Origin of the sequence: Kutzneria sp. NPDC051319 (assembly GCF_040682195.1) — a bacterium.
Lineage (GTDB): Bacteria > Actinomycetota > Actinomycetes > Mycobacteriales > Pseudonocardiaceae > Kutzneria.
The window spans coordinates 55,536-77,922 of sequence record NZ_JBFBAM010000012.1 but is presented as its reverse complement, the minus strand read 5'-3'; the positions used below and the strand labels follow the sequence as shown (position 1 = coordinate 77,922).

General features: G+C 70.8%; 22 protein-coding genes and 1 pseudogene. 10 read left to right on the top strand and 13 right to left on the bottom strand.

Going from position 1 to position 22,387, the window contains the following annotated elements:
- Positions 1-9: 9 nt before the first annotated feature.
- A complete protein-coding gene (locus tag AB0M73_RS14880) occupies positions 10-612 on the bottom strand; it encodes a TetR/AcrR family transcriptional regulator (RefSeq protein WP_363891158.1) in 603 nt (200 codons plus the stop codon).
- 75 nt (positions 613-687) lie between these two features.
- Here AB0M73_RS14880 and AB0M73_RS14875 point away from each other — a divergent pair, with 75 nt between their 5' ends.
- The gene (locus AB0M73_RS14875; RefSeq protein WP_363891157.1) at positions 688-1,461 is read left to right on the top strand and encodes an SDR family oxidoreductase; all 774 of its coding nucleotides are present in this window, start codon (positions 688-690) and stop codon (positions 1,459-1,461) included.
- Between the two features lie 6 nt (positions 1,462-1,467).
- Here AB0M73_RS14875 and AB0M73_RS14870 read toward each other — a convergent pair whose 3' ends face one another.
- Positions 1,468-2,331: an LLM class F420-dependent oxidoreductase gene (locus AB0M73_RS14870; RefSeq protein WP_363891156.1), complete on the bottom strand. Its 864-nt coding sequence runs from the start codon at positions 2,329-2,331 to the stop codon at positions 1,468-1,470.
- An 86-nt stretch (positions 2,332-2,417) separates the two neighbouring features.
- On the opposite strand from AB0M73_RS14870, the gene AB0M73_RS14865 reads away from it, so the two are divergent.
- Complete coding sequence (locus AB0M73_RS14865) at positions 2,418-3,380, top strand: bile acid:sodium symporter family protein (RefSeq protein ID WP_363891155.1); 963 nt, start codon at positions 2,418-2,420, stop codon at positions 3,378-3,380.
- Complete coding sequence (locus AB0M73_RS14860; protein ID WP_363891154.1) at positions 3,373-4,311, top strand: adenosine deaminase family protein; 939 nt, start codon at positions 3,373-3,375, stop codon at positions 4,309-4,311. Before AB0M73_RS14865 ends, AB0M73_RS14860 begins: the two co-directional genes overlap by 8 nt.
- Positions 4,312-4,345: 34 nt before the next feature.
- On the opposite strand, the gene AB0M73_RS14855 is transcribed toward AB0M73_RS14860, so the two are convergent.
- On the bottom strand, positions 4,346-4,549 hold the full coding sequence (locus AB0M73_RS14855; protein WP_363891153.1) for a cold-shock protein: 204 nt from the start codon (positions 4,547-4,549) through the stop codon (positions 4,346-4,348).
- 76 nt (positions 4,550-4,625) lie between these two features.
- Positions 4,626-4,838, bottom strand: a complete 213-nt coding sequence (locus AB0M73_RS14850; protein ID WP_363891152.1) for a hypothetical protein — start codon at positions 4,836-4,838, stop codon at positions 4,626-4,628.
- Between the two features lie 213 nt (positions 4,839-5,051).
- On the opposite strand from AB0M73_RS14850, the gene AB0M73_RS14845 reads away from it, so the two are divergent.
- The 3 genes from AB0M73_RS14845 to AB0M73_RS14835 are packed head-to-tail and all read left to right on the top strand — an operon-like array spanning position 5,052 to position 8,577.
- Entirely contained in the window at positions 5,052-5,279 is a 228-nt protein-coding gene (locus tag AB0M73_RS14845; protein WP_363891151.1) for a hypothetical protein, read from the top strand.
- A gap of 47 nt (positions 5,280-5,326) precedes the next feature.
- Complete coding sequence (locus AB0M73_RS14840; protein WP_363891150.1) at positions 5,327-6,967, top strand: ABC-F family ATP-binding cassette domain-containing protein; 1,641 nt, start codon at positions 5,327-5,329, stop codon at positions 6,965-6,967.
- Between the two features lie 20 nt (positions 6,968-6,987).
- Positions 6,988-8,577, top strand: coding sequence for a hypothetical protein (locus tag AB0M73_RS14835; RefSeq protein ID WP_363891149.1), 1,590 nt, complete (start codon positions 6,988-6,990; stop codon positions 8,575-8,577).
- On the opposite strand, the gene AB0M73_RS14830 is transcribed toward AB0M73_RS14835, so the two are convergent.
- The 6 genes from AB0M73_RS14830 to AB0M73_RS14805 form a co-directional block, all read right to left on the bottom strand.
- Positions 8,554-10,581, bottom strand: coding sequence for an NB-ARC domain-containing protein (locus AB0M73_RS14830; RefSeq protein WP_363891148.1), 2,028 nt, complete (start codon positions 10,579-10,581; stop codon positions 8,554-8,556). The two genes, AB0M73_RS14835 and AB0M73_RS14830, sit on opposite strands and share 24 nt — an antisense overlap.
- Before the next feature lie 64 nt (positions 10,582-10,645).
- Positions 10,646-11,107, bottom strand: coding sequence for a PadR family transcriptional regulator (locus tag AB0M73_RS14825; RefSeq protein ID WP_363891147.1), 462 nt, complete (start codon positions 11,105-11,107; stop codon positions 10,646-10,648).
- Between the two features lie 65 nt (positions 11,108-11,172).
- Entirely contained in the window at positions 11,173-12,081 is a 909-nt protein-coding gene (locus AB0M73_RS14820; RefSeq protein ID WP_363891146.1) for an ABC transporter substrate-binding protein, read from the bottom strand.
- Positions 12,082-12,091: 10 nt separating this feature from the next.
- Complete coding sequence (locus AB0M73_RS14815; RefSeq protein ID WP_363891145.1) at positions 12,092-12,844, bottom strand: amino acid ABC transporter ATP-binding protein; 753 nt, start codon at positions 12,842-12,844, stop codon at positions 12,092-12,094.
- Complete coding sequence (locus AB0M73_RS14810) at positions 12,841-13,701, bottom strand: amino acid ABC transporter permease (protein WP_363891144.1); 861 nt, start codon at positions 13,699-13,701, stop codon at positions 12,841-12,843. The genes AB0M73_RS14815 and AB0M73_RS14810 overlap by 4 nt, the downstream gene beginning before the upstream one ends.
- 58 nt (positions 13,702-13,759) lie before the next feature.
- Positions 13,760-15,448, bottom strand: coding sequence for an AMP-binding protein (locus AB0M73_RS14805; protein WP_363891143.1), 1,689 nt, complete (start codon positions 15,446-15,448; stop codon positions 13,760-13,762).
- A gap of 55 nt (positions 15,449-15,503) precedes the next feature.
- Here AB0M73_RS14805 and AB0M73_RS14800 point away from each other — a divergent pair, with 55 nt between their 5' ends.
- Together AB0M73_RS14800 and AB0M73_RS14795 are read left to right on the top strand one after the other, a co-directional pair.
- Entirely contained in the window at positions 15,504-16,307 is an 804-nt protein-coding gene (locus AB0M73_RS14800) for a LuxR C-terminal-related transcriptional regulator (protein WP_363891142.1), read from the top strand.
- A 10-nt stretch (positions 16,308-16,317) separates the two neighbouring features.
- Positions 16,318-17,079 (top strand): 5-oxoprolinase subunit PxpA, encoded by a 762-nt coding sequence (locus AB0M73_RS14795; protein ID WP_363891141.1) that lies wholly within the window; start codon positions 16,318-16,320, stop codon positions 17,077-17,079.
- Positions 17,080-17,172: 93 nt separating this feature from the next.
- Here AB0M73_RS14795 and AB0M73_RS14790 read toward each other — a convergent pair whose 3' ends face one another.
- On the bottom strand, positions 17,173-18,132 hold the full coding sequence (locus AB0M73_RS14790; protein ID WP_363891140.1) for a hypothetical protein: 960 nt from the start codon (positions 18,130-18,132) through the stop codon (positions 17,173-17,175).
- A gap of 332 nt (positions 18,133-18,464) precedes the next feature.
- Between AB0M73_RS14790 and AB0M73_RS14785 the strand changes: the two are divergent.
- Together AB0M73_RS14785 and AB0M73_RS14780 are read left to right on the top strand one after the other, a co-directional pair.
- A pseudogene (locus tag AB0M73_RS14785) lies at positions 18,465-18,566 on the top strand (iron chelate uptake ABC transporter family permease subunit); the annotation flags it as partial.
- Between the two features lie 71 nt (positions 18,567-18,637).
- Positions 18,638-19,384, top strand: coding sequence for a (2Fe-2S)-binding protein (locus tag AB0M73_RS14780; RefSeq protein ID WP_363891139.1), 747 nt, complete (start codon positions 18,638-18,640; stop codon positions 19,382-19,384).
- 3 nt (positions 19,385-19,387) lie between these two features.
- Here AB0M73_RS14780 and AB0M73_RS14775 read toward each other — a convergent pair whose 3' ends face one another.
- The gene (locus tag AB0M73_RS14775; RefSeq protein ID WP_363891138.1) at positions 19,388-20,194 is read right to left on the bottom strand and encodes an SAM-dependent methyltransferase; all 807 of its coding nucleotides are present in this window, start codon (positions 20,192-20,194) and stop codon (positions 19,388-19,390) included.
- 16 nt (positions 20,195-20,210) lie between these two features.
- Positions 20,211-22,325 (bottom strand): EAL domain-containing protein, encoded by a 2,115-nt coding sequence (locus AB0M73_RS14770; protein ID WP_363891137.1) that lies wholly within the window; start codon positions 22,323-22,325, stop codon positions 20,211-20,213.
- Between the last annotated feature and the right edge of the window lie 62 nt (positions 22,326-22,387).

The following is a 22,387-nucleotide window of genomic DNA, read 5'->3' as shown; positions in this document are numbered from 1 at the left end:
TCGACCGGGTCACGACGGCCACGCGGCCAGCGCGAGTTCGGCGGTGCCGGCCAGCTCCGCCGTCGTGGCCCCGTCCCGGGCCCGCTGCGACATTCCCTGGATCACCGCGGCGAAATAGGCCGCCAGCGCACGGGGATCGGCCGTCGACGGCAGTTCGCCCGCGCGCCGGGCCTCGCCCAGCCGGTCGGCCAGGGCGCGCAGGTTCTCGTCGCGACGCTCACGCAGGAACTTCTCGATTTCGACGTCCTGCGCGGCGATGTTGGTGGCCGCGCTGATCACTAGGCAGCCGGCCGGATGGCCCGGATCGGCGTAGACGGCGGAGGCCTCCCGCAGGATGCGGGCGATCGCGCCTCGGGCGGTCGGCTCCTCGGCCAGTGCGATGCCGGCGAACGCCCCGGCGGGCGAGCGCTGGTACGCCTCGACGACCTCATGGAACAACGACATCTTGTCGCCGAACGCCGCGTACAGGCTGCCGGGCCGAATGCCCATCGCCGCGGTCAGGTCGCCGATGGAGGTGGCTTGGTAGCCCCGTTCCCAGAACAGCGCGGTCGCCGCCGCCACTGCGGCGTCGCGGTCGAACTCGCGCGGTCGTCCCCGCCTGGCCTCGCTCACGTGACCATTCTAGAGCGATCGTTCAAGAAGGTGCTACGGTACTTCTTGAACGATCGATCAACAAATGGGGGAAGCATGACCACGACCGCGAACACCGGGCAGTTGGACGGCAAGGTCGCGCTGGTCACCGGGGGCAGCCGGGGTATCGGGCGGGCGATCGCGCTGCGACTGGCCCGGGACGGAGCAACGGTGGCCGTCGGCTACGCGCGGGAGGAATCGGCGGCGCGGGAGGTGGTGGACCACATCGAACGCGGTGGCGGCCACGCCTTCGCGCTGGGGGCCGAGCTGGGCCGGCACGGCGACGCCGCCCGGCTGTGGGCGGCGTTCGACCGGAGCCGGTCCGACGGCGCCGTCGACATCATCGTGAACAACGCCGGCATCGGACGCAGCCCGGATCTGGCCACGCTGACCGAATCCGGGTTCGACGAGATCTTCGCGGTGAACGTCCGGGCGCCGTTTTTCGTCGTGCAGCAAGGACTTCGGCGACTGCGCGACGGCGGGCGGATCATCAACGTCTCCAGCGGCCTGGCCCGGGTGGCCATGCCGGAGATCATGGCCTACGGCTCGACCAAGGGCGCCCTGGACACGTTCACCCTGAACCTGGCCAAGGAACTCGGCCCCCGGGGCATCACCGTCAACTCGGTGGCCCCGGGCATCGTCGACACCGACGTGAACGCGGGCTGGTTGCGCGGAAATCCGGCGGCGCAGGCCCACGCGGCGTCCCTCTCGGCGCTGGGCCGGGTGGGCCGGCCGGAGGACATCGCCGATGTGGTGGCCTTCCTGGCCTCGGACGACGCCCGCTGGGTCACCGGCCGCGTGCTGGACGCGACCGGTGGTTCCGCGCTGTGAACGGGATCAGAGGTCGGCGACGCGCCGCACCGCGGGCGCGACGAACTCCTCGATCCACCGGGCCGGCGTGCCGGTGGGCGGGGCGACGATCACGGTCTTGATGCCGATCTTGGCATACTCCTGCATCTGCGCCACGAAGGTGTCCAGGTCGTCGGCGCGGGTGGTGAGGGTGGCCTCGATCTCGGCGTAGTCGCGGCCGACGGTGTCACAGTGGGCCTTGATGACGTCGAGCTTGTGGCTGACCTCCTCGACGGAGGTGGGGAACAGGTTGCAGGCGTCGGCGTACTGGGCGACCAGGCGCAGGGTCTTCTTCTCGCCGCCACCGCCGATGAGGATGCGCGGGCGCGGGGAGCGCACGGCCGGCGGGTGGTTGATGGTCTCGGCCAGCTGGTAGTGCTTGCCCTCGTACGGCCCGTCGTTGCTCTGGTCGAACATCTGCAGGCAGATCTGCAGGGTCTCCTCCAGCCGCTCGAACCGCTCCTTGAGCGGCGGGAACGCCACGCCGAGGCCGTGGTGCTCGCGGTCGTACCAGGCGGCGCCGATGCCCAGCGTGCCACGGCCGTTGGACAGCACGTCGAGGGTGGTGACGATCTTGGCCAGCAGGCCGGGGTTGCGGTAGGTGACGCCGGTGACGAGCAGGCTGAGCTCGACGGTGGACGTCTGCGCGGCGAGGAAGCCGAGCGTGGTGTAGCCCTCCAGCATGTCGTCGGCGGCGCCGCCGTTGTGCTCCATCTGGAAGTAGTGGTCCATGACGGAGATCCAGCCGACGCCGGCGGCCTCGGCGTTGCGGGCGACGGCGGCCAGCTCCGCGGCAACGCCGGCCGAACCCGCGGGATTGTCGAACTTGGTGATGTGGACGCCGACTCGCACGGTCGTCTCCCATTCGGTCGTGAGTGTCGCCACAACGCTAGGCGCTGGAGCGCGCTCCAGGTCAATCCCGTGCTTATGCTCCCCTGATGTCCAGGCTGCGGATAGATCCGTACATCCTCGCGCTGCTGGCCACGGTGGGCCTGGCCGCCGTGCTGCCCGCGCGCGGGGCCGCGGCGACCGGGCTCAGCCACGTGACGACGATCGCGATCGGCTTCCTTTTCTTCCTCTACGGCGCGCGGCTGTCGACCCGGGAGGCGCTGGACGGCCTGAAGCACTGGCGCCTGCACACGCTGGTGTTGGCCTGCACCTTCGTGTTGTTCCCGGTGCTGGGCCTGCTGTGCCGGCTGCTGGTGCCGCACTTGCTGACCCCGGACCTGTACACGGGCGTGATGTTCCTGTGCTGCCTGCCGTCCACGGTGCAGTCGTCGATCGCGTTCACGTCGATCGCCCGCGGCAACGTGGCGGCGGCGATCTGCAGCGCCTCGTTCTCCAACCTGATCGGCATCGTGTTGACGCCGTTGCTGGTCACGGTGTTCATCGTGAACGGAAGCGGCGGCGTGTCCTTCGACTCGATCCGCGACATCCTGCTGCAACTGCTGGCCCCGTTCGTCGCGGGCCAGGTGCTGCGGCGCTGGATCGCCGGCTTCCTCACCCGGCACAAAAAGGTGTTGGGCTATGTGGACCGGGGATCCATCCTGTTGGTCGTGTACGCCGCATTCAGCGAGGGCGTGGCCGCCGGCATCTGGGGCCGGCTGTCGGTCGTCTCGCTCGCCCTGTTGCTCGCATGCAACACCGTGTTGCTCGCAGTCGTGCTCGTCGCGACGACGGTGTTGGCCCGACGGCTCAAGTTCGGCAAGGCGGACGAGATCGCCATCGTGTTCTGCGGCTCGAAGAAGTCGCTGGCCAGCGGGCTGCCCATGGCCAGCGTGCTGTTCCCGGCGGCCTCGGTCGGGCTGACCGTGCTGCCGCTGATGCTGTTCCACCAGATGCAGCTGATGGTCTGCGCCTGGCTGGCCCGCCGCTATGCCGACCAGTACTCGCATGCGTGACCTGACCGCGCTGCCCAAGGCCCACCTGCACGTCCACCTGGAGAGCTCGATCCGGCCGTCGACGCTGGCCGAGTTCGGTTTCGCCTCGCACGCCACGGAGTTCGACGGTTTCCGGTCGTTCGCGGACCACAACTCGCTGGTACGCCAGTGCCTGACCAGGCCGGAGCACTTCACCCGGATCGCCGCCGAGTTCTGCGAAGACCAACGGGCACAAGGGGTTCACCACGGCGAGGTGACATTCACGGCCGCCGCGCACGGGGAACGGCTCGGCGATCCGGAGATGCCGCTGGCGGCCGTGCTCGACGGCCTCACGCCGGAGTTTTCCGTGATACTGGACCATTCCCGGCGGCGCGGGGCCGAACGTTTCGCGAAGACACTGGATCTGGCCCGTCGTCACGACCGGGTGGTGGCGGTCGGGATGGCCGGCGAGGAGCGGCACTCGATGGCGCCGTTCACGGAACTTCTCGACGCCGCAAGGGATTCCGGCATCAAGCTGGTGCACCACGCCGGCGAGGACGCGGGGCCGGACAGCATCCGGGAGGCCCTGGAACTCGGCCACGCCGCCCGCATCGGGCACGGCATCCGCTGCCTGGAGTCACCCGCTCTCGTGGCCCGTCTCCGGGACGAGCAGGTGCCGCTGGAGGTGTGCCCGTCCTCGAACGTGGGCCTGGGGCTGGTGCCGTCCTGGCCGGAGCATCCGCTGCCGCGGCTGGTCGACGCCGGGCTGCTGGTCACCGTGAACACCGACGTGCCGGCCTCGGTGGGCACGGACCTGGTCACCGAGTACGCGCGGATCCGCGAGGTCTTCGGCTACGACGACGAGGCGCTGGCCACACTGGCCCGGGCCGGTGTCGACGCCTCGTTCGCGTCGGACGCGAGCAAGGCGGAGTTGCGTGCGGCCATCGCCGCCTGGCTGACGCTCGACCCGTGAGACCCAGAACGGGCACGGGCCGAGCGCGCGATGCTCAGAGCATGCGGACGCCGACGGCCTGCGGCCCCTGGCGTCCCTCACCGACCTCGAACTCGACGACCTGGTCCTCGGCGATGCCGCCGGAGTCGTAGCCCTCGATCTCCGTGTGGTGCATGAACAGGTCCGGGCCGCCCTCGGCGGGCTTGATGAACCCGAATCCCTTGGCGCCGCTGAACCACTTGACAGTTCCCTGAGACATGCGAGTCCTCTTCTTCGTTGTGGGCGCGCGCTCAAGCACCCGACGCCGTGGTCGGGAGCGCGAGCCGGCGAACCGGTCAGACGTGGACGCGCACGGCCCGGGGTGGCTCGTCCAACCCCAGCATGCAGAGCAGCTCCCGGCAGTCACCGACGTCGAGGGCGTTGCCGGCGACCGTGATGCTGGCCCGGGCCTGCTGGTCCGCGCGCACCACCTCCGCCGCGTCGGCGCGCTCCTGACCGATTCCCCCGGCCATGCTGCGTGACCGGTCCGTCCGCGCGATGCGCCTCATGACTGGCACCGCGACTTCGAAGAAGAAGGCGAAAGACAAACCTCGAGCAGGCATTCCGGCAACAAGCCGGTACTCCCGTCTCCGGCCGGTAACCACCGAGCCGGGCTGGGTCCGGGCCTCGTGACGACGGACTGCCGCCCACTGACACCCTGACCTGCTGACTGTACCCCAGCGGGGGCGGACAGCGGAGAATCAGCGCAGTACGGTCTTCGCATGCCCGAACAAGCAGGCGGTCCCGTGCTCGGTCCGACCCTGGAGGAGTGGCTCAAGGCCCGCGAGGAGACCGAGCGGCACCTGGCCACCGCCGAGCCCCCGGTCGACGAGCTCTGGGTGCAGCGGCTGTCCGACCTGCTGGCCACCGAGCGGTCCTGGCAGGACCAGTACACGGAGTTGATCGCGATCGGCCGCCGGGACGGCCGGTTCCCCTCCTCCAACCGCTGAGGACGCAAGGAAAGCCGCGCGAGGCCTCCAGTAGAATCTCCGCTCTGATGAGCGCCACACTCGTAGCCAAGGACCTGGCCGCCGGGCATGGGGACCGTGTGCTGTTCTCCGGACTGGACCTGGTCGTCGCCCCGGGCGACGTGATCGGGCTGGTCGGCGTGAACGGCGCGGGCAAGTCGACCCTGCTGCGCACGCTGGCCGGGCTGATCCCGCCCGAGCAGGGGTCGATCCGCCTGGACCCGCCGTCCGCGACGGTCGGGCACCTGCCGCAGGAGCCGGAGCGCCGCCCGGGTGAGACGGTCCGGGAGTTCCTGGGCCGCCGCACCGGCGTCACGCAGGCCCAGCTGGACCTGGACAACGCCACGGAGGCGCTGACCGAGGGCAGGCCCGGCTCGGACGACGCGTACGCGACGAGCCTGGACCGCTGGCTGGCGCTCGGCGGCGCCGACCTGGACGAGCGCGTCGACGAGGTGATCGCCGACCTCGGCCTGAGCATCGGCCTCGACCAGGCGATGACCTCGCTGTCGGGCGGCCAGGCGGCCCGCACCAGCATGGCGTCGCTGCTGCTGAGCCGGTACGACATCTTCCTGCTCGACGAGCCCACCAACGACCTCGACCTGGACGGTCTGCACCGGCTGGAGCGGTTCGTCGCGGAGCTGCGGGCCGGTACGGTGCTGGTCAGCCACGACCGCGAGTTCCTGGCCCGCACGGTGACCAGGGTGGTCGAGCTGGACCTGGCCCAGCAGCAGGTCAACACCTACGGCGGCGGCTACGAGTCGTACCTGGAGGAGCGGGCGCGGGCCCGTCAGCACGCTCGTGACGAGTACGAGGACTACGCCGACACGAAGTCGTCGCTGGAGGCGCGGGCCCGGATGCAGCGGGGCTGGGCCGACAAGGGCGTCCGCAACGCCATGAAGAAGTCCCCGGACAACGACAAGAACATCCGCGCGGCCCGGGTCGCCTCCAGCGAGAAGCAGGCGTCCAAGGCCAAGCAGACGGACCGGATGCTCGAACGGCTGGACGTCGTCGAGGAGCCGCGCAAGGAGTGGGAGCTGCGGATGGAGATCGCCGCCGCGCCCCGCTCGGGCTCGGTGGTGGCGACGCTGCGCGGCGCGGTGGTCCGGCGCGGCGGCTTCACGCTGGGTCCGGTGGACCTCCAGATCGACTGGGCCGACAAGGTCGCGATCACGGGCGCGAACGGCGCCGGCAAGTCCACGTTGCTCGCGGCCCTGCTCGGGCGGCTTGAGCTGGACGAGGGCGACGCGGCGCTGGGTCACGGCGTGGTCGTCGGCGAGGTCGACCAGGCGCGGCAGCTGTTCTTCGGCGACGCCGCGCTGCTGTCGGCGTTCGAGGCGGCCGTGCCGGAGCTGGCGCCGGCCGAGGTCCGGACCCTGCTGGCCAAGTTCGGACTCGGGGCCAACCACGTGCTGCGGCCGGCCGTCACACTCTCCCCCGGCGAGCGCACCCGGGCCGCCCTGGCGCTGTTGCAGGCCCGTGGCGTGAACCTGCTGGTGTTGGACGAGCCGACCAACCACCTGGACCTGGTGGCCATCGAGCAGCTGGAGTCGGCCCTGGCCAACTACCCGGGCACGTTGCTGCTGGTCACGCACGACCGGCGGATGCTGACGGCGGTGCACACCACGCGGCGGCTCGAGGTGGTCGACGGCAAGGTGTTCGACCGGAGCTGACCCGCTAGTGTTGCGGGGCAATGGAATTGTCCGGTGGTGACGAGTCGCGGTGGCAGACGCGCTCGCCCGCGCGCACGGTCGTGCTGGCCGGCCGCACCACCACGTCGACGATCCGGCTGCTGGACACGATGTGGTACTTCGGCGCGGACGATCGCGTGCAGCTCCGCTTCACGGTGAACGAAACCAGCCGGTTCAGTACAGGTGCGCGGGAGGTGCTCGGTGCGGCCGGCGTGCGGCGGCTGATCCCGTGGCCGGCGATCCGGGAGACCCGCTACGGGCTGCTGGTGTCGGCCAGCGAGAACATCGACTTCCACGAGCTGCACGCCGAGCAGCGGGTGCTGGTGCTGCCGCACGGCATCGGCTTCAACAAGATCGTGCCCTCGGCCGAGGGGCCTCGGCTGGCCGGCCTGCCGCCGGCCGAGGCGCTGCGCACCGGCCGGGTGAAGGTCGTGCTGGCCCATCCCGACCAGCACGAACAGTTGTTGGCCGCCTGCCCGGAGATCGACGGGCACACGGTGGTCACCGGCGACCCCGTCTTCGACCAGCTGCGCGGCAGTGTCCGGCTGGCCGAGCACTACCGGCACCGTCTGGGCACGGGCGGGCGGCGGCTGGTGTTCCTGTCCTCCACCTGGGGCCAGGAATCGCAGCTGGGCCGCGCCCGTGATCTCGCGTCCCGGCTCCTCGGCACGCTGCCGGCCGACCGGTACCAGCTGGCCATGGCGGTGCACCCGAACGTGTGGGTGGAGCACGACGTGGACGTGCGTCGGTGGCTGCACCACGCAGTGAAGGCGGGTTTGCTTCTGCTGCCGCCCGAGCGGGGCTGGCACGCGGCGCTGATCGCCTCCCATCTGGTCATCGGCGACCACGGCTCGATTTCCCTGTACGCCGCCGCGCTGGGCAAGCCGCTGCTGTTGACCGGCTACGGCGACGAGGTGGTCGAGGGCACCCCCATCGATTCGCTGGGCCGACTGGCCCCGCACCTCGATCCGAGCAGTGACCTGCGCAAACAGGTCGACCAGGCGATGGCCGAGCACGATCCTTCGGTGTTCGCGCCGTTGACCGGCCGGGTGTTCGCCCACATCGGCACGTCCACCCTCCGCCTGCGGGACGCCCTGTACCGGGAGCTCGACCTGGAGCCGGCGGAGGATCTGCCGCTCCCCCGCGTCCCAGACGCCGAGCCTGCCTCGGAGCCGGTCACAGCGTTCAACGTGCGGGCCTCATTCACCGGGCCGTCCACGCTGACCATTGATCGTGTTCCCCGCGCCGCCACCACCCGCGAAGCCGACCAGCATCTCGCCGTCCGCGAGGACGAGGAGGACCTGCGCCTGGCCGAGTTGGCATCGGTGCTGGTCAGGGCCGAGATCATGGACGATCCGGCGGCGTGGGCGACCCGCAACCTGGCCGTGTACGGCGCCTTGGTCGTCGCGGCCGCCACCCCCACCGGCTGCCATGCCGCGATCAGGGACGGCCGTCGGGTCGCCGTCACCGGCTCCCTCGATCCCCTGCTGCTGGCTTCGGCCGTCTACGCCTGCGTGACCGCCGGCCGCCCGCTCACCCAGGAGATCACCGTTGCGGGACAACGGATTTCACTCGCCGAGCTTGGTCCGTAGCCGTTCCGCCTCGGGGCCGCCGAACTGCTCCTGGATCTTCAGCGCCGCGGTCAGCTGGGCCCGCCGCTCCGCGTCGTCGCCACGAAGGACGGCCAGGTCGGCCAACGCTTCCCGAGCCTGTACCACGTAGTTCAGATGCCCGCCGGCCAGCAGCGCCGCCAATGAACTGTCCAGTTCAGTTCGGGCGTCGTCGAGTCGTCCCAGTCGCATGTGGACGGTGCCGAGCCCGATGCCCGCCCGCGCCGCCATCCGCTGGTCGCCCACCGCACGGCACAGCTCGATCGCCCGGCGCAGCGTGGATTCCGCTTTGCCGTAACGCTCCTGCGCGAGCAGCGCCGTGCCCACGAACATCGTCACGAAGGCGATACCGCGCGCGTCGTGTTCCTTGGTGAACTCCGCGATGGCCTGTTCGTACGCGGTGATTGCGGCCGCCGGATCCCCGGTCGTGTCGCGGAACCGGCCGACCAGCTCCCACACCGAGGCCAACAGCCGCCCGTCGCCGGACTCCTCGGCCAACGGCAGCGCCAGATCCACTTGCTGCCGCGCCCGGTCGACGTACCCGAGATCCAGCAACGCCCGCGACATGAAGCTGCGCAGCCGCGCCTCGACCCGGCGATTGCCGACGCTGTGCGCGGCGAGGGCGCCCACCTCGCTGGACTCGATCCAGTCCGAGAGGTACCGCCGCCCCAGATACAGGGCGGTCAGGCTCTCCGCCAGCTGCCAGGCCTCGTCGTGCCACCCGAACGAGTAGGCGGCGCGCACGGTCACGAGCACGTTGGTCCGCTCGGCGTCCAACCAGGCGTAGGGATCGACGCCGTCCCAGGGATCGTCGAGCGGCTCGGGCGCCGGCGTGAAGCGCAGCCGACCGGGGCCGAGAAGTTGGTGGTCGGCCAGGGCCGCCCGCCGCAGGTAGTACTGGATCGCCCGCAGCACAACACCTTCGCGCTCGGTCGCCGACTCACCGGCCAGCGCCTGCTCCTCGGCGTGCCGCAACACCAGGCTGTGGAAGCGAAAGCGGCCGTTGTCCTGCTCGGTCAGCAGGTTCACGGCGACCAGCCGGTCCAGGGAACCGTGCGAGCCCGTGGCCTCCTCGGCCAGCTGCTCCCCGAAATCCACCACCGGCAGCATGCTCAGCCGCCGGTAGAGCTGCGCGGTCTCGTCGGAAAGATCCTGGTACACCACGGAGAACAGGGCCGACACCGAGTCGATGCCCCGGGCCTTGATGTCGGCCACGAGCTTGCCGACACGCAACGACCGCCGCTCCACCAGACGCGTGCCGGCCGTGCGCAAGGCGATCGGCAATCCCTCACACAGCGCGACCAGCTCGGCGGTCTCCGCCGGCTCCGCGTCCAGGCGGTCCGGACCGCAGATGCTGGCCAGCAGGTCACGGCCGTGCTCGGCGTTCAACGGCTCCACCACCAGCACTTCGGCGCCGAGCTGGCCGATCAGTTCCGCCAATCGGTCGTTGCTGGTGACCAGCACGACGCTGCCGGAGCCGTTGGGCAGGAAGGGATACACCTGCGCCGGCTCGGTGACGTCGTCCAGCACGACCAGCGACGCCCGGCCGGCCGAGCAGCTGCGATAGAGGTTGGTCAGCTCCGGCAGGCTCTCCGGGATCAGGTCGTCCTTGACGCCGTAGCTCCGCACGCACGCGCTCAGGGCGTCGCGGACGGTCCGGCCCCGGAGGTCGACGTACAGCTCGCCGCCGGGAAAAGGCGTCGGCCGGCTCCCCGCCAGTTCACCGGCGGCACGCGTCTTTCCGCTGCCGGCCAGGCCCGTCAGCACGGCAACCCGTGTCGGCGCACCGGGATCGGCCGACAGCAGGCTCTCGGCGCGGGCCAGCAGATCCACGCGGTTCACGAAATGCGGCAGCCGGGCCGGAAGCTGGCGCGGGATCAGCGGCGCACCGCCCTGATAGATCGTGACCGACCCGATCTCGCCCGCCTGAACGACATTACCGGCGTTGTCGCCCGAGAACTCGTTGCTGACCGACTCGTCCGACACGGAGGTCAACGGTACGCGATCACCACCACACCGCGAACCCAACGGCGGGGATCACCCGCTCGGGCTAGGCGACGCGGGCCCGCAACCAGGCCAGTTCCGCCTCGCGCGCGGCGGCCAGGACCGCTTGCCGGCACTGCTGGTACGGATCTGCCGCCGCCGGCAGGCCCCGGGACTCCAGCACCGCGAGCCGCCGCCGCAGGAGCTCGCCGGCATTGGGCAGCACGGCCAGGAAGGCCAGCGCCGTCAGCCAGGCCGGATCGTCCGCGACGTCCACGGAGGCCAGCCGGCGGACCAGTTCGAGGTGTCCGGCCGGCGTAAGGGTCAGCACCTGCCTGGGCGCCGCCACCCGCCCCGGCCGGGCCTGCCTGGTGACCAGGCCCGCCGCCGTGAGCCGCTTGATCGCCGGGTACAGCGTGCCGTCCGCCACCGGCCGGCCATGCCCGGTGATCTGGGGAATCCGCAGCCGGAGCTCGTACCCGTGCGCCGGGCCGGCGGCGAGCAGCCCCAGGATCACCAACTCCACCATGCCTGCATTAAAGCGGTCGGGACGGCAGCGGCGGGAGGGGCGAGAGGAGTGGTCGGAGTGGTGGTTCAGGACTTGGGGAGGCCGGGCGGGTTGATCTCGGAGCGCGGCACGGCTTCGTTGGCCAGGCCCCAGCGGTCCAGGACCTTGCGGTAGCTGCCGTCGGCGATGATCTGGTTCAGGGCGTCGGCGAGGGCCTGCACGAAGCCGTTGCCCTTCTTGGTGGTGGCGGCGATCTCGCCCTGGAGGGTGGGGCCGGCACCGGAGACGGTGCCGATGATCTCGGTCTGGCCGGAGGACTTGGCGTGGTAGGCGGCGGTGGGGTTGGGCCCGAGGTAGGCGTCGATGCGCCCGGACTGCAGGGCCAGGTAGTAGTCGGTGGAGTTCTGGAAGTACTTGACCTCAACGGGTTTGAGGCCCTTGGCCACGTTCTGCGCGTTCCAGTCGAGTAGGAGCTTCTCCTGGTTGGTGCCCGACGCCACGGCGATGGTCCGGCCGGCGACGTCGGCGGCGCCGGCGACCTTCCAGTTGCCGCCCCTGCGCGCCTCGAAGGAGACGTTGTCCAGGCGGTAGGTGGCGAAGTCGTACTTCTGCTTGCGCTCCTCGGTGACGGTGATGTTGGTGAAGCCGGCGTCGTACTTGCCGGAGTCGAGGCCTACGAACACGTTCTCCCACGAGGCGACGGTGACCTGGGTCCTGAGCCCCAGCACGTCGGCGACCAGGTTGGCCAGGTCGACCTCGACGCCGATGGGGGTCTTGTTGTCGGTGTCGTAGAAGGTCAGCGGGGGCACGGTGCCGGCGTTGGTGATCACCTGTAGGGCGCCGCGATCGCGGATGGCCGACGGCACCTCGGCGGCGATCTTGTCGACCTTGGCGGTGGTGATCCGCGCCGGCTGCTGGCTCTGCTCCCCCGCCGCGGCACCGCAGGCGGTGAGCGTCGCCGCGGCCAGGACCAGGGCTAATACCTTGCTGTACAACGCATTCCTCCTACAGGACCTTGGAAAGGAACGATCTGGTGCGCTCGTGGGACGGGCTGTCCAGCACCAGCGAGGGCGGCCCCTGTTCGAGCACGCGGCCGTCGTCCATGAACACGACGGTGTCGGCGACCTCGCGGGCGAAGCCGATCTCGTGCGTGACGACGATCATGGTGGTGCCGCTGCGGGCGAGATCCCTCATCACGTCCAGCACCTCGCCGACCAGCTCCGGATCGAGGGCGGAGGTGGGCTCGTCGAACAGCACCACCTTGGGGTCCAAGGCCAACGCGCGGGCGATGGCCACCCGCTGCTGCTGGCCGCCGGACAGCTGCCGCGGATAGGCGTCGGCCTTGTCCACCAGCCCGACCCGGCCGAGGAGCTCCAAAGCCTTGACCCGGGCGCGATCCTTGGACAACCGTCCATTCGCGACCGGAGCCTCGGCGATGTTGTCGAGCACGGTCAGATGCGGGAACAGGTTGAAGTTCTGGAACACGAAGCCGATGGCGCTGCGCTGCTTGAGCACATCGCGTTCCTTGAGCTCGTGCAACCGGTTGCCGCGACGGCGATAGCCGATGAGCTCGCCGTCCACCCGGATCTGCCCGCGGTCCACCTTCTCCAGGTGGTTGACGCTGCGCAACAGCGTGGACTTGCCGGAGCCGGAGGGCCCGAGCACCACGGCCACCTCGCCGGCGGCGACGTCCAGGTCGATCCCCTTGAGCACCTCGTGGGCGCCGAAGCTCTTGTGCACATCCCGAATCTCGATCATCGGGACCCCCTGGCGTAGTGGCGTTCCACGTAGTGCTGCACGAGCGAGAGCACGGAGGTCAGCACCACGTACCAGACGGTGGCGACCATCAGCAGCGCCACCACGCGAGCGTTGCGGCCGTAGATCACCTGGACCTGGTAGAAGAGCTCGTTGATGGCCACCACCGACACGATCGACGTGCCCTTGAGCAGCCCGATCACCTCGTTGGCGGCGGTGGGCAGTATCGATCGCATCGCCTGCGGCAGAACGATTCGCCGGAACTGGCGGAAGCGGGGAATGCCGAGCGCGGCGGCGGCCTGCAACTGGCCGGGGTCCACGGCGAGCACGCCGGAACGGATGATCTCGGCCGAGTAGGCGGCCTGATGCAGGGTCAGGCCGATCACGGCCGCACCCAAGGGAGAGAACAGGTCCTGGGTCGGCACCGTGAACAACACCGGACCGAACGGGATGCCGAACCCCAGCTGGGGATAGAGGTACGAGACGTTGAACCAGAAGATGATCTGCACGATCAGCGGGATGGAGCGGAACGCCCACACGTAGCCCCACGCGACCGTCCGCAGGAACCGACTGTGCGACAGGCGCATCACCGCCAGCACCGCGCCGACGGCGAAGCCGAGCACGGTGGCGTAGGCGGTGAGCTGCAGGGTCACGCCGAGGGCGCTGACCACGGCGCCGCTGGCGAAGAAGGCGGCGAAGGTCGGCCAGTCCCAGCCGGGATTGGTGGCCAGGCCGTGCGCGAACTGCGCGAGCAGCACGAGCACGACGGCGATGCCGGCCCACCGCAACGGATAGCGGGCGGGCACCACGCGGAGGTCGGCGGGCGCCGACGTGGTGGGGCGCGGAACGGACAGGGTCACGCGGCCCATCCGAACAGCGCGCCCACCGACGCGTCAACGAATCCTAGAGAGTGGGAATTCAGCCGTTCCGAAGTGCGGGGAAGTCCTCCTCGCGGTGTTCACCATGTGGACGCTGGTCGCCGTCGTGCTTGTCCCGCTCGGCACCGCGCAGCTCGACCCGGCGGATCTTGCCGGAGATCGTCTTGGGCAGCTCGGCGAACTCCAGCCGGCGGATCCGCTTGTACGGAGCCAGGTGCTCGCGGGAGTGCGCGAAGATCGCCTCCGCGGTGGTCGCGTCGGCGGCCCAGCCTGCGGTAAGGACGATGTAGGCCTTGGGAACGGCCAGCCGAACCGGGTCCGGCGACGGCACCACCGCGGCCTCGGCGACGGCCTCGTGCTCCAGCAGCACGCTCTCCAGCTCGAACGGCGAGATCCGGTAGTCCGAGGCCTTGAAGACGTCGTCGGCCCGGCCGACGTAGGTGATGTAGCCGTCCACATCGCGGGAACCGACGTCGCCGGTGTGGTAGTAGCCGTCACGCATCGCCTCGGCGTTGCGCTCGTCGTCGCCGTGGTACCCGACCATCAGGCCCAGGGGCCGCTTCGACAGGTCGATGCAGATCTCCCCCTCGTCGCCGAGCTCGCCGGAAGCCGGGTCGACCAGCACGACCTCGTAGCCGGGCACCGGCCGGCCCATCGCGCCCGGCTTGATCGGCTGGCCGGGCGTGTTGGCCACCATCACGGTCGTCTCGGTCTGCCCGAAGCCGTCACGAACCGTGACGCCCCAGGCCTTCCGCACCTGGTCGATCACCTCGGGGTTCAACGGCTCGCCCGCGCCGACGACCTTGCGCGGTGGCGTGGTCAACGCCGTGAGATCGGCCTGGATCAGCATGCGCCACACCGTCGGCGGCGCGCAGAAGCTCGTCACTCCGCAGCGGTCCATCTCGGCCATCAGCCGGGCCGGGTCGAACCGGGTGTAGTTGTGGATGAACACCGTGGCCTCGGCGTTCCAGGGCGCGAACACGTTGCTCCACGCGTGTTTCGCCCAGCCCGGCGAGGAGATGTTCAGGTGCACGTCGCCGGGCTCCAGCCCGATCCAGTACATAGTGGACAGATGCCCGGCCGGGTACGAGGCGTGGGTGTGCTCCACCAGCTTCGGCTTGGCCGTGGTGCCGGAGGTGAAGTACAGCAGCAGGGTGTCCACGGCCCGGGTCACGCCGTCGGGCTCGAACCGCACCGGCGCGTTCACCGAGTCGGCGTAGTCCAGCCACCCGTCGGCGGCGGCCCCCACGGCGATCCGGGTGTAGTCGCCCGGCACGTCCGCGTAGCTGCCGGGCAGGCCCGTGACGACATGCTTGGCCTCGCCCCGCGAGACTCGATCCCGCAGGTCAGCGGCACCGAGCAGGGTGCTGGCCGGGATCAGCACGGCCCCGAGCTTCATGGCCGCCAGGATCGTCTCCCACAGCTCGACCTGGTTGCCGAGCATGAGGATGACCCGGTCGCCGCGGCGCACCCCGTGCCCGCGCAACCAGTTCGCCACCTGGTTCGACCGCCGCGACATCTCGGCGAACGAGACCTTGCGCTCGCTGCCGTCCTGCTCCACGATCCACAGCGCCGGACGCTCGTTGCCGGCGGCGATCGTGTCGAACCAGTCCAGCGCCCAGTTGAACTCGCCGAGCTCTGGCCAGCGGAAACGGTCCCTGGCGACGGCGTATTCTGATCCGTGGGCGAGCAGCAGGTCGCGGGCCGCCCGGAATGCGGTATCGGTCACGCAGGCGATGGTGGTGCCGGACGGCGCAGTCCGCTACCCCCGGAAAGGGGGACCGATGCAGGGTGACGCGGTCGAGGTGCGCCGTGCCCTGGCCACGATACGGACCGTCACCGGGCTGCCGGTCGCCTTCGGCGGCGTCGTGCAGCCGGGCGGCGTGCGCCTGACCGAGCTGATCGGGACCAGCACCAACTCACTGTCCAACCTGGTCGTCACGCGGGGCAACGGCCTCGGCGGCAAGGCGTTGGCCCTGGCCAAGCCGATTGCGGTGACCGACTATTCGCACGCCGCCGGCATCAGCCACCAGTACGACCTGCCGGTGACGGCCGAGGGGCTGCGGTCCATCGTGGCCGTGCCGGTCGTGGTCAACCGGGTGGTGCGGGCCGTGTTGTACGGGGCGCTGCGGCAGGCGTTGCCGCTGGGCGACCGGGTGCTCACCGCCGCCCGGGACGCCGCGCGGGATCTGGAGCAGGGGCTCGCGGTGCGGGACGCGCAACGGAGCCGCGTCGAGGACGTGATGGTCCCTCGCGGCTGGGAAGAGGTCCGGGCCGCCCACGCCGAACCGCGGCAGCTGGCGTCCGAGGTCGCCGACGACGCCTTGCGGCAGCGGGTGCACGAGGTCTGCGCACGGCTGGCCGCCTCGTGGGCGCCGCCGGACGCGTCGGTTCCGTCGCTGTCGGTACGAGAGCTGGATGTGCTGGCGGCAATCGCGCTGGGGCAGACCAACGCGGAGGTGGCGTGCGGTCTGGGCGTGCGGCCGGAGACCGTCAAGGCCTACCTGCGCAGCGCCATGCGCAAGCTGGACGTGCATTCGCGGCTGGCCGCGGTGGTGGCCGCACGCCGGCATGGGCTGCTGCCCTAGGTTGGTGGCCATGACGGTCATCGACTTGAACAGCGATCTCGGCGAGGGTTTCGGGGCCTGGCAGCTCGGCGACGACGACGCCCTGCTCGACGTCGTGACCAGCGCGAACGTCGCCTGCGGCTTCCACGCCGGCGATCCGACCGTGCTGCGGCGGGTCACCGACCGGGCGGCCGAGCGCGGCGTCGCCATCGGGGCCCAGGTCGGCTACCGGGACCTGCCCGGCTTCGGTCGCCGCTTCATCGACGTCGACCCGGCCGAGCTGGTCAACGACGTCATCTACCAGATCGCCGCGCTGGACGGCTTCGCCCGCATCGCCGGCACTCGGGTCCGCTACGTCAAGCCGCACGGGGCCCTGTACAACGCGATCGTGACGAACGCGGCGCAGGCGGCGGCGGTGGTGGACGCCGTGCGCCGGTACGACCCGTCGCTGCCGATCCTCGGGCTGCCGGGCTCGGAATCCTTGCGGCAGGCCGAATCCGCCGGGTTGACGCCCGTGCGGGAGGCGTTCGCCGACCGCGCCTACACGCCGTCCGGCGAGCTGGTGTCACGGCGGCTGGACGGGGCGGTGCTGCACGACGTGGAGGCGATTGTCGCCCGCTGTCGGCGAATGGCGGTGGACGGCACCGTTGCCGCGATCGACGGCACGGTTGTTTCCGTTGTGCCGCAGTCGTTGTGCGTGCACGGCGACACCCCCGGCGCGGTGGAGATCGCCCGCCGCGTCCGCGCCGGCCTGCTCGAAGCGGGACTGACCCTGGCCCCCTTCGCGGTCTGACCCACTCCGCTCCGTCACCGCCGCTTTGTTCGGAAGGGACCATTCCTCTACTCGGAGTGGAGGAATGGTCCCTTCATGTCAGGGGCGACGGCGCTAGCTGGGCACCCTGCGTAGCAAGGTGGCGGCCTCGTCGGCCTGGCCGGCGGCCAGCAGGAGGTCGACGGCCTCCACCGACAGGTCCGGCACCGCGGGCGTGGACCAGGCGGCGGCGGTGAGCAGCTCGGCGGCCTCGCGGACGTGACCGCAGCCGAACTCCGCGACCGCCAGGTTGCGCAGCGCCCACGGCGACACGTCCAGTTCGATGGACCGCCGCCACGCGGCGATGGCGGCCTCGTTTTCCCTTGCCTGCCACCGGGCGACGCCGAGGTGGTAGGCGGTCAGCCAGTTCTCCGGCGCGGACTCCAGCATCTGCCGCCACGGCGCGGACACCAGGCTGCGCCCGGGCGGCAGCTCGGGATCGGTGGCGGTCATGTTGCCGCGCAACAACTCCAGCCACGGCCGCTGATCGGGACCCAGCCCCGTGAACGGCGTTCCGGGCAGCCGGACGCCGAGGCGGGTCAGCTCCAGCGCGCCCCAGCCGGAGCCGGCGGCGATCAGGTCACCGGGCGGCAGCTCGTCCCACTCGGTGTGGCCGCGCGGGTCCCGGACCTTGGTGTCGACCCGGAGCGCCTCGCCCTCGGGCAGCACGAAGTCGATCTGGTACGGCAGGTCGCGCGAGACGTCCCACTCCCACACCCGCAGCGTGTCCTCGCCGACCGGGGCGGCGAACACCGGGCCGCCGCTGACCGGCTGGAACGTGGGCGCGGAGAACGGCACCGGACGGTGTTCCCGTCTGTGCCACAACGAATGCAGCCGACCGCCCCGTCCGATGAGGACGGTCGCGATCAACCGCTCGTTCTCGAGCACCACGGCCCGCACCGGACGCGGGTCCCGAGGTCGGGCCGTCCGCCGCGGCCACGGCACCGCTCCTATCGCACCAAGAGCCGACACCGGGCCGCCCGGACCGCACTCGACGACCGGCAGCACCACCTCGGCTTGACGCAGCTGGGTCACCACTCACTCCCCGACTCGCCTGCGCGAATGCTCCCGAGCGACCGCACCGCTGTCAACCTGGGCGTCCCCCGACCAGGTCACGTTGACATCGTCACTGGGTGTTTCACCGCCGGGGAAGGCCTCTCGCCACGCGCACCACCCGTCGGCCAGGAGACCAGCCACGGCACCGCAAGGCGCGTCCACGAGGTGATGGAGGCCGGCGTCGGGTAGGGACCGGTGTCACTGCCGGTCACCGACACCCTCTCCACGCCGGCTGCCCATTCTGTCGGCGGGACCACCCGCCCGGGTGATGCCGGCGTCCGGGCGGTGCGAGCGCCCCCGGTTCTGCTAGGGCGGGCCTGTCGGCGACGGGCGTGGCCGTTCAGGCACCGGTTCGCAACGCTTTGGCCGATCCGTCTCTGCTGGGGGTCAGCTCCGGCGCCTCGGTCGGCGCGACAGATCCGTTGCCGCGTCCGGTGATCCGTCCGTGCCGGCCGCGCGGCCTCGGCCGGCGACCCCGGCGAAGGTGGTCCACTACGATTGCCGCGGGGACGAGCAACCGCTGTCCTCGGGGCATTTCGCCGCGCCGGAGGTGATCACCATCGACGCGGCCGACGACGAACAGGCGCGGCAGATGCAGGACGTCCTGTCCGGGACGGCGTTGACCGATCCGGACGTCATGGCCCAGTTCGTGGCCGACTGCCGTCAGCGCTGGTCGACCAAGGACGACCGCGTCGCCGGCACCCTGTGGTGGTACAGCGCCAGCAGCGTCGTGCTGACGGCGTTGTTGACCCGGCTGGCCGAGATCGACCTGGCCGCCGATCCGGCCCTGGAACGACTTCGCGTGCACGTCGACGCGGACGGGCGGATCGTCAACGCCTATCCCGGCGGGTTGCTGCCCGAGGTGGCGGAGTTGCCGGGGGCGTTGCGGGCGGCGCTGAGCCCGGTGTTGGCCACGCTGTCCGAGGTGTCGGGGGTTCGGCTGCCGCCGTTGTGGGCCATCACGACGGATGCGGTGGCCAACACCCTCCTGCGGGCCTGGCGGGAGCTGGGAACGCCGGCCAAGGGCGTGGAGCAGGCGTCGTGGTTGGTGGCGGGCATGGGATCGCCGCTGCCGGCGGCCCGATTCGTGGAGCTGGAGGGAAAGGTGTTGGTGCGGCGGGTTTCCTGCTGCCTCATCGACCACGCGGGGTTTGCCGCCTGTGCCAGCTGCCCGCATCAGGAGCCGGAGACGCGGAACCTGCGGATGACGGCCGCGGCGCAGGCGTTGTGACGGTCAGGGTTTGCGGGCCACGCCGGCGTAGATGCCGGAGTGGGTGGGGTCGTCGCCCAGGTCGGCGGCGGACTGCGGACGCCAGTTGGCGGTGAAGACCACGCCCGGGTCGACCAGGTCGAAGCCGTCGAACATGGCGGTGACCTGGGCGTGGGTGCGGGGGTGGATGGGCTCGGCGCTGTGGGAGAAGACATCCACGGCCTTGGCCATGCCCTCCTCCATGTTGTCCGGGGTGAAGTGGGACAGCGCCAGGTAGCTGCCGGAGGGCAGGGCGTCGCGGAATCGGGCGATCACCGCGGGCGGGTTGTCGGCGTCGCCGACGAACTGGAGCACGCCGACCATGAGCAGGCCGATGGGCTGGGTGAAGTCCAGCATCCGGCGGGTCTCGGGGTCGTTGAGGATGCGCTCCGGATCGCGGAGGTCGGACTGGACCATCACGGCCTGCGGGTTGTCGCGCAGGATGAGCCGGCTGTGGGCGATGGCCACCGGCTCGTAGTCGACGTAGACGACACGGCAGGAGGGGTCGGCCTCGCGGGCGATCTCGTGCACGTTGCCGACGGTGGGAATGCCGGAGCCGATGTCGAGGAACTGGCGGATGCCGCTGTCGATGAGGAACAACACGGCCCGGCGCAGGAAGGAACGGTTGAGCCGGGCCATCTCCCGGACCGGCACGACCTGGGCCAGCTGGTCGCCGATCATGCGGTCGCGCTCGAAGTTGTGGGCTCCGCCCAGGACGTAGTCGTAGATCCGGGCCGAGCTGGGAACATCGATGTCGACCTCGGCCGGCACCCAGTCCACCGCACCTGACATGGCTCCTCCGCTTTCCCTATCGACCCAGCCTGATCTTGTCCGCGCTCACCGACGGCGAGAGCGGCTCACCCTGTCCGGCGTCCACGCCGACGGCACGCAGCCGGCGCAGGTGCTGTTCGTGCCGGATGCCGGTGACGGCCACCGGCAGGCCGAGACTGTGAGCGAACTCGACGAGGCTGCGCACCACCGGCTCAGTGATCACGGCGGTGCGCTCCTCGGCCAGCGAGCCGCCGAGGCGGCCGTCGAGCACCACGGCCCGCAGCGTGAACTCGCCGCGCAGCAACAGATCGGCATGCTCGGTGCCATAGTCCAAAAGGGACGATGAGACGCCCATTTCGGCCAGCACCAGGATGTTGTCGATAATTTCGTCGTTCTGCGCGTCCGTGCCGAGCGCCACCCCGAGCCGGAGCTGCTCGGCCGGCAGCTCGACGGCGTCCAGCTCGCGGCGGACCACGCCGACCAGGTCGGGATCGCGGGCCTGGCCGGCGGACAGGTCGACGACCACTGCCGGCGCGGCCGCCCCGTGCTGACGCCACCACGCCGCAGCCTGTTGGCAGGCCTTGCGGATCACCCACCGGCCGACCGGCAGCACGACGCCGGTCTCCAGGGCCAGGGCCAGCACCTCGCAGTGCACCTGCGGCTGCTGGGCCGGCGGCCGCCAGGCCAGCCGAGCCGTGATGCCGATCGTCGTCTCGTCGGAGAAACGCAGCAGCGGCTGGTAGACCACGTCCAGCTGATCGGCCTGCAGCGCGCCGGGAATGGTCGCGGCCAGCCGGAAGCGGGCCCGGTCGGCGGCGTCCTGCTGCGGGTCGAACAGCTCCCACTGACCGGCGCCGCGGCGCTTGGCCCGGTGCAGGGTCATGTCGGCGGCCCGCAGCAGCTCGGCCGGATCGGCGCCGGCGCCGATGCGGTCCACGATGCCCATGCAGGTCGAGACGGCGATGCCGTCACCGCCGATGAACATCGGGTCGGCCAACGCGTCCAGCACCAGCCCCGCGTACTCGCCGACGCCGGGCGTGTTCTCCTTGCCCTCCAACAGGACCGCGAACTCGTCGCCGCCCAGCCGGGCCACCATCGCCGTCTCGCCGGCGAACACGCTCTCCAGTCGCTGGCCGACGGCCCGCAGCAACTGGTCGCCGACGTGCTGACCGAGGCCGTCATTGACGACCGTGAACCGGTCAAGTCCGAAGTGGAACAACGTGATCCGGCCGCCGGCGGGCGACCGGCCGAGCGTGCTCTCCAGCGTGGACACGAAGTACTGGCGGTTGGGCAGCCCGGTCAGCATGTCGTGCAGCGACTGGTGGCCGAGGCGGTCGCCCAGCAGGTGCAGCTCGGTGACGTCCTCGACCATGGTCACCAGGTAGGCCGGCTGGTCGTGGTCGTCCCGCAGCAGCGACACGGCCAGGTAGGCCCAGACGGACTCGCCGTCCTGGTGGCTGAGCCGGCAGCGCTCGCGGAAGTTGGCTCTACGCCCGGAAAGCAGGTCGGTGATGCTGTCCGCCAGCCAGCCGGCGGCGTCCTCGTGGGCCAGGTCCTGCACGCTCATGCCGGCCAGATCCGGCGGCCCGTAGCCGAGAATCTCGGTCAGGGCGGCATTGGTCTGGGCGAACTTGCCGCTGGGCTCGCTGATCGCGATGCCCACGGCCGAGGAGGAGAAGATCGCGCGCAGGCGGGCGTCGCTGTCGGCGAGGCTGCGCTCCGTGTCGCGCTTGGCCTTGATCAGTGAGCGCTTCAGGGCTTCCTGGCTGATGTAGGTGCGTTCCCGCAGCGCTTCCGCGTAGCTGGCGGCGAACGTGCTCAGCACCGTGACGACACGTTCCGGCAGGTCCGGCGGGGCATCAGGCATGGCCAGCAGGCCTCGGCCGAGCACGCCGAGGCTGGTGGCCAGCGTGGCCTTGCCGGAGATGGCCCGGTTGACCAGGGCGGTGCCGATCTCGCCGACCGAGCCCAGGTCCGGTCGGTCCGCGCACACGGCGTCCGCGAGCGTGTTCGTCATCCGCGCCAGCAGTCGCACGATCTTGGCGTGCGACATGGGGATGAAGACCGTCTTCGCGATCTCCGCCGCCCAGGTGCGTGCCAGATCCGTCCGCCAGCTGTCGTCGACGGGACCTCGCTGCGGGTGATCGTTCACGCCGGTCGGCTCGCTCCTTTGGTCGGGGATCGGCTCACAAGCGTCCGAGCGGACGTACCCTG

Excerpts from the sequence above, each read along its gene's own strand:
- AB0M73_RS14840 (WP_363891150.1), top strand. The coding sequence starts at position 5,327 with ATGAGCGCCACACTCGTAGCCAAGGACCTGGCCGCCGGGCATGGGGAC.
- AB0M73_RS14850 (WP_363891152.1), bottom strand. The coding sequence starts at position 4,838 with ATGAGGCGCATCGCGCGGACGGACCGGTCACGCAGCATGGCCGGGGGA.
- AB0M73_RS14845 (WP_363891151.1), top strand. The coding sequence starts at position 5,052 with ATGCCCGAACAAGCAGGCGGTCCCGTGCTCGGTCCGACCCTGGAGGAG.
- AB0M73_RS14800 (WP_363891142.1), top strand. The coding sequence starts at position 15,504 with ATGCAGGGTGACGCGGTCGAGGTGCGCCGTGCCCTGGCCACGATACGG.
- AB0M73_RS14835 (WP_363891149.1), top strand. The coding sequence starts at position 6,988 with ATGGAATTGTCCGGTGGTGACGAGTCGCGGTGGCAGACGCGCTCGCCC.
- AB0M73_RS14865 (WP_363891155.1), top strand. The coding sequence starts at position 2,418 with ATGTCCAGGCTGCGGATAGATCCGTACATCCTCGCGCTGCTGGCCACG.
- AB0M73_RS14775 (WP_363891138.1), bottom strand. The coding sequence starts at position 20,194 with ATGTCAGGTGCGGTGGACTGGGTGCCGGCCGAGGTCGACATCGATGTT.
- AB0M73_RS14825 (WP_363891147.1), bottom strand. The coding sequence starts at position 11,107 with ATGGTGGAGTTGGTGATCCTGGGGCTGCTCGCCGCCGGCCCGGCGCAC.
- AB0M73_RS14875 (WP_363891157.1), top strand. The coding sequence starts at position 688 with ATGACCACGACCGCGAACACCGGGCAGTTGGACGGCAAGGTCGCGCTG.
- AB0M73_RS14795 (WP_363891141.1), top strand. The coding sequence starts at position 16,318 with ATGACGGTCATCGACTTGAACAGCGATCTCGGCGAGGGTTTCGGGGCC.
- AB0M73_RS14860 (WP_363891154.1), top strand. The coding sequence starts at position 3,373 with ATGCGTGACCTGACCGCGCTGCCCAAGGCCCACCTGCACGTCCACCTG.
- AB0M73_RS14815 (WP_363891145.1), bottom strand. The coding sequence starts at position 12,844 with ATGATCGAGATTCGGGATGTGCACAAGAGCTTCGGCGCCCACGAGGTG.
- AB0M73_RS14855 (WP_363891153.1), bottom strand. The coding sequence starts at position 4,549 with ATGTCTCAGGGAACTGTCAAGTGGTTCAGCGGCGCCAAGGGATTCGGG.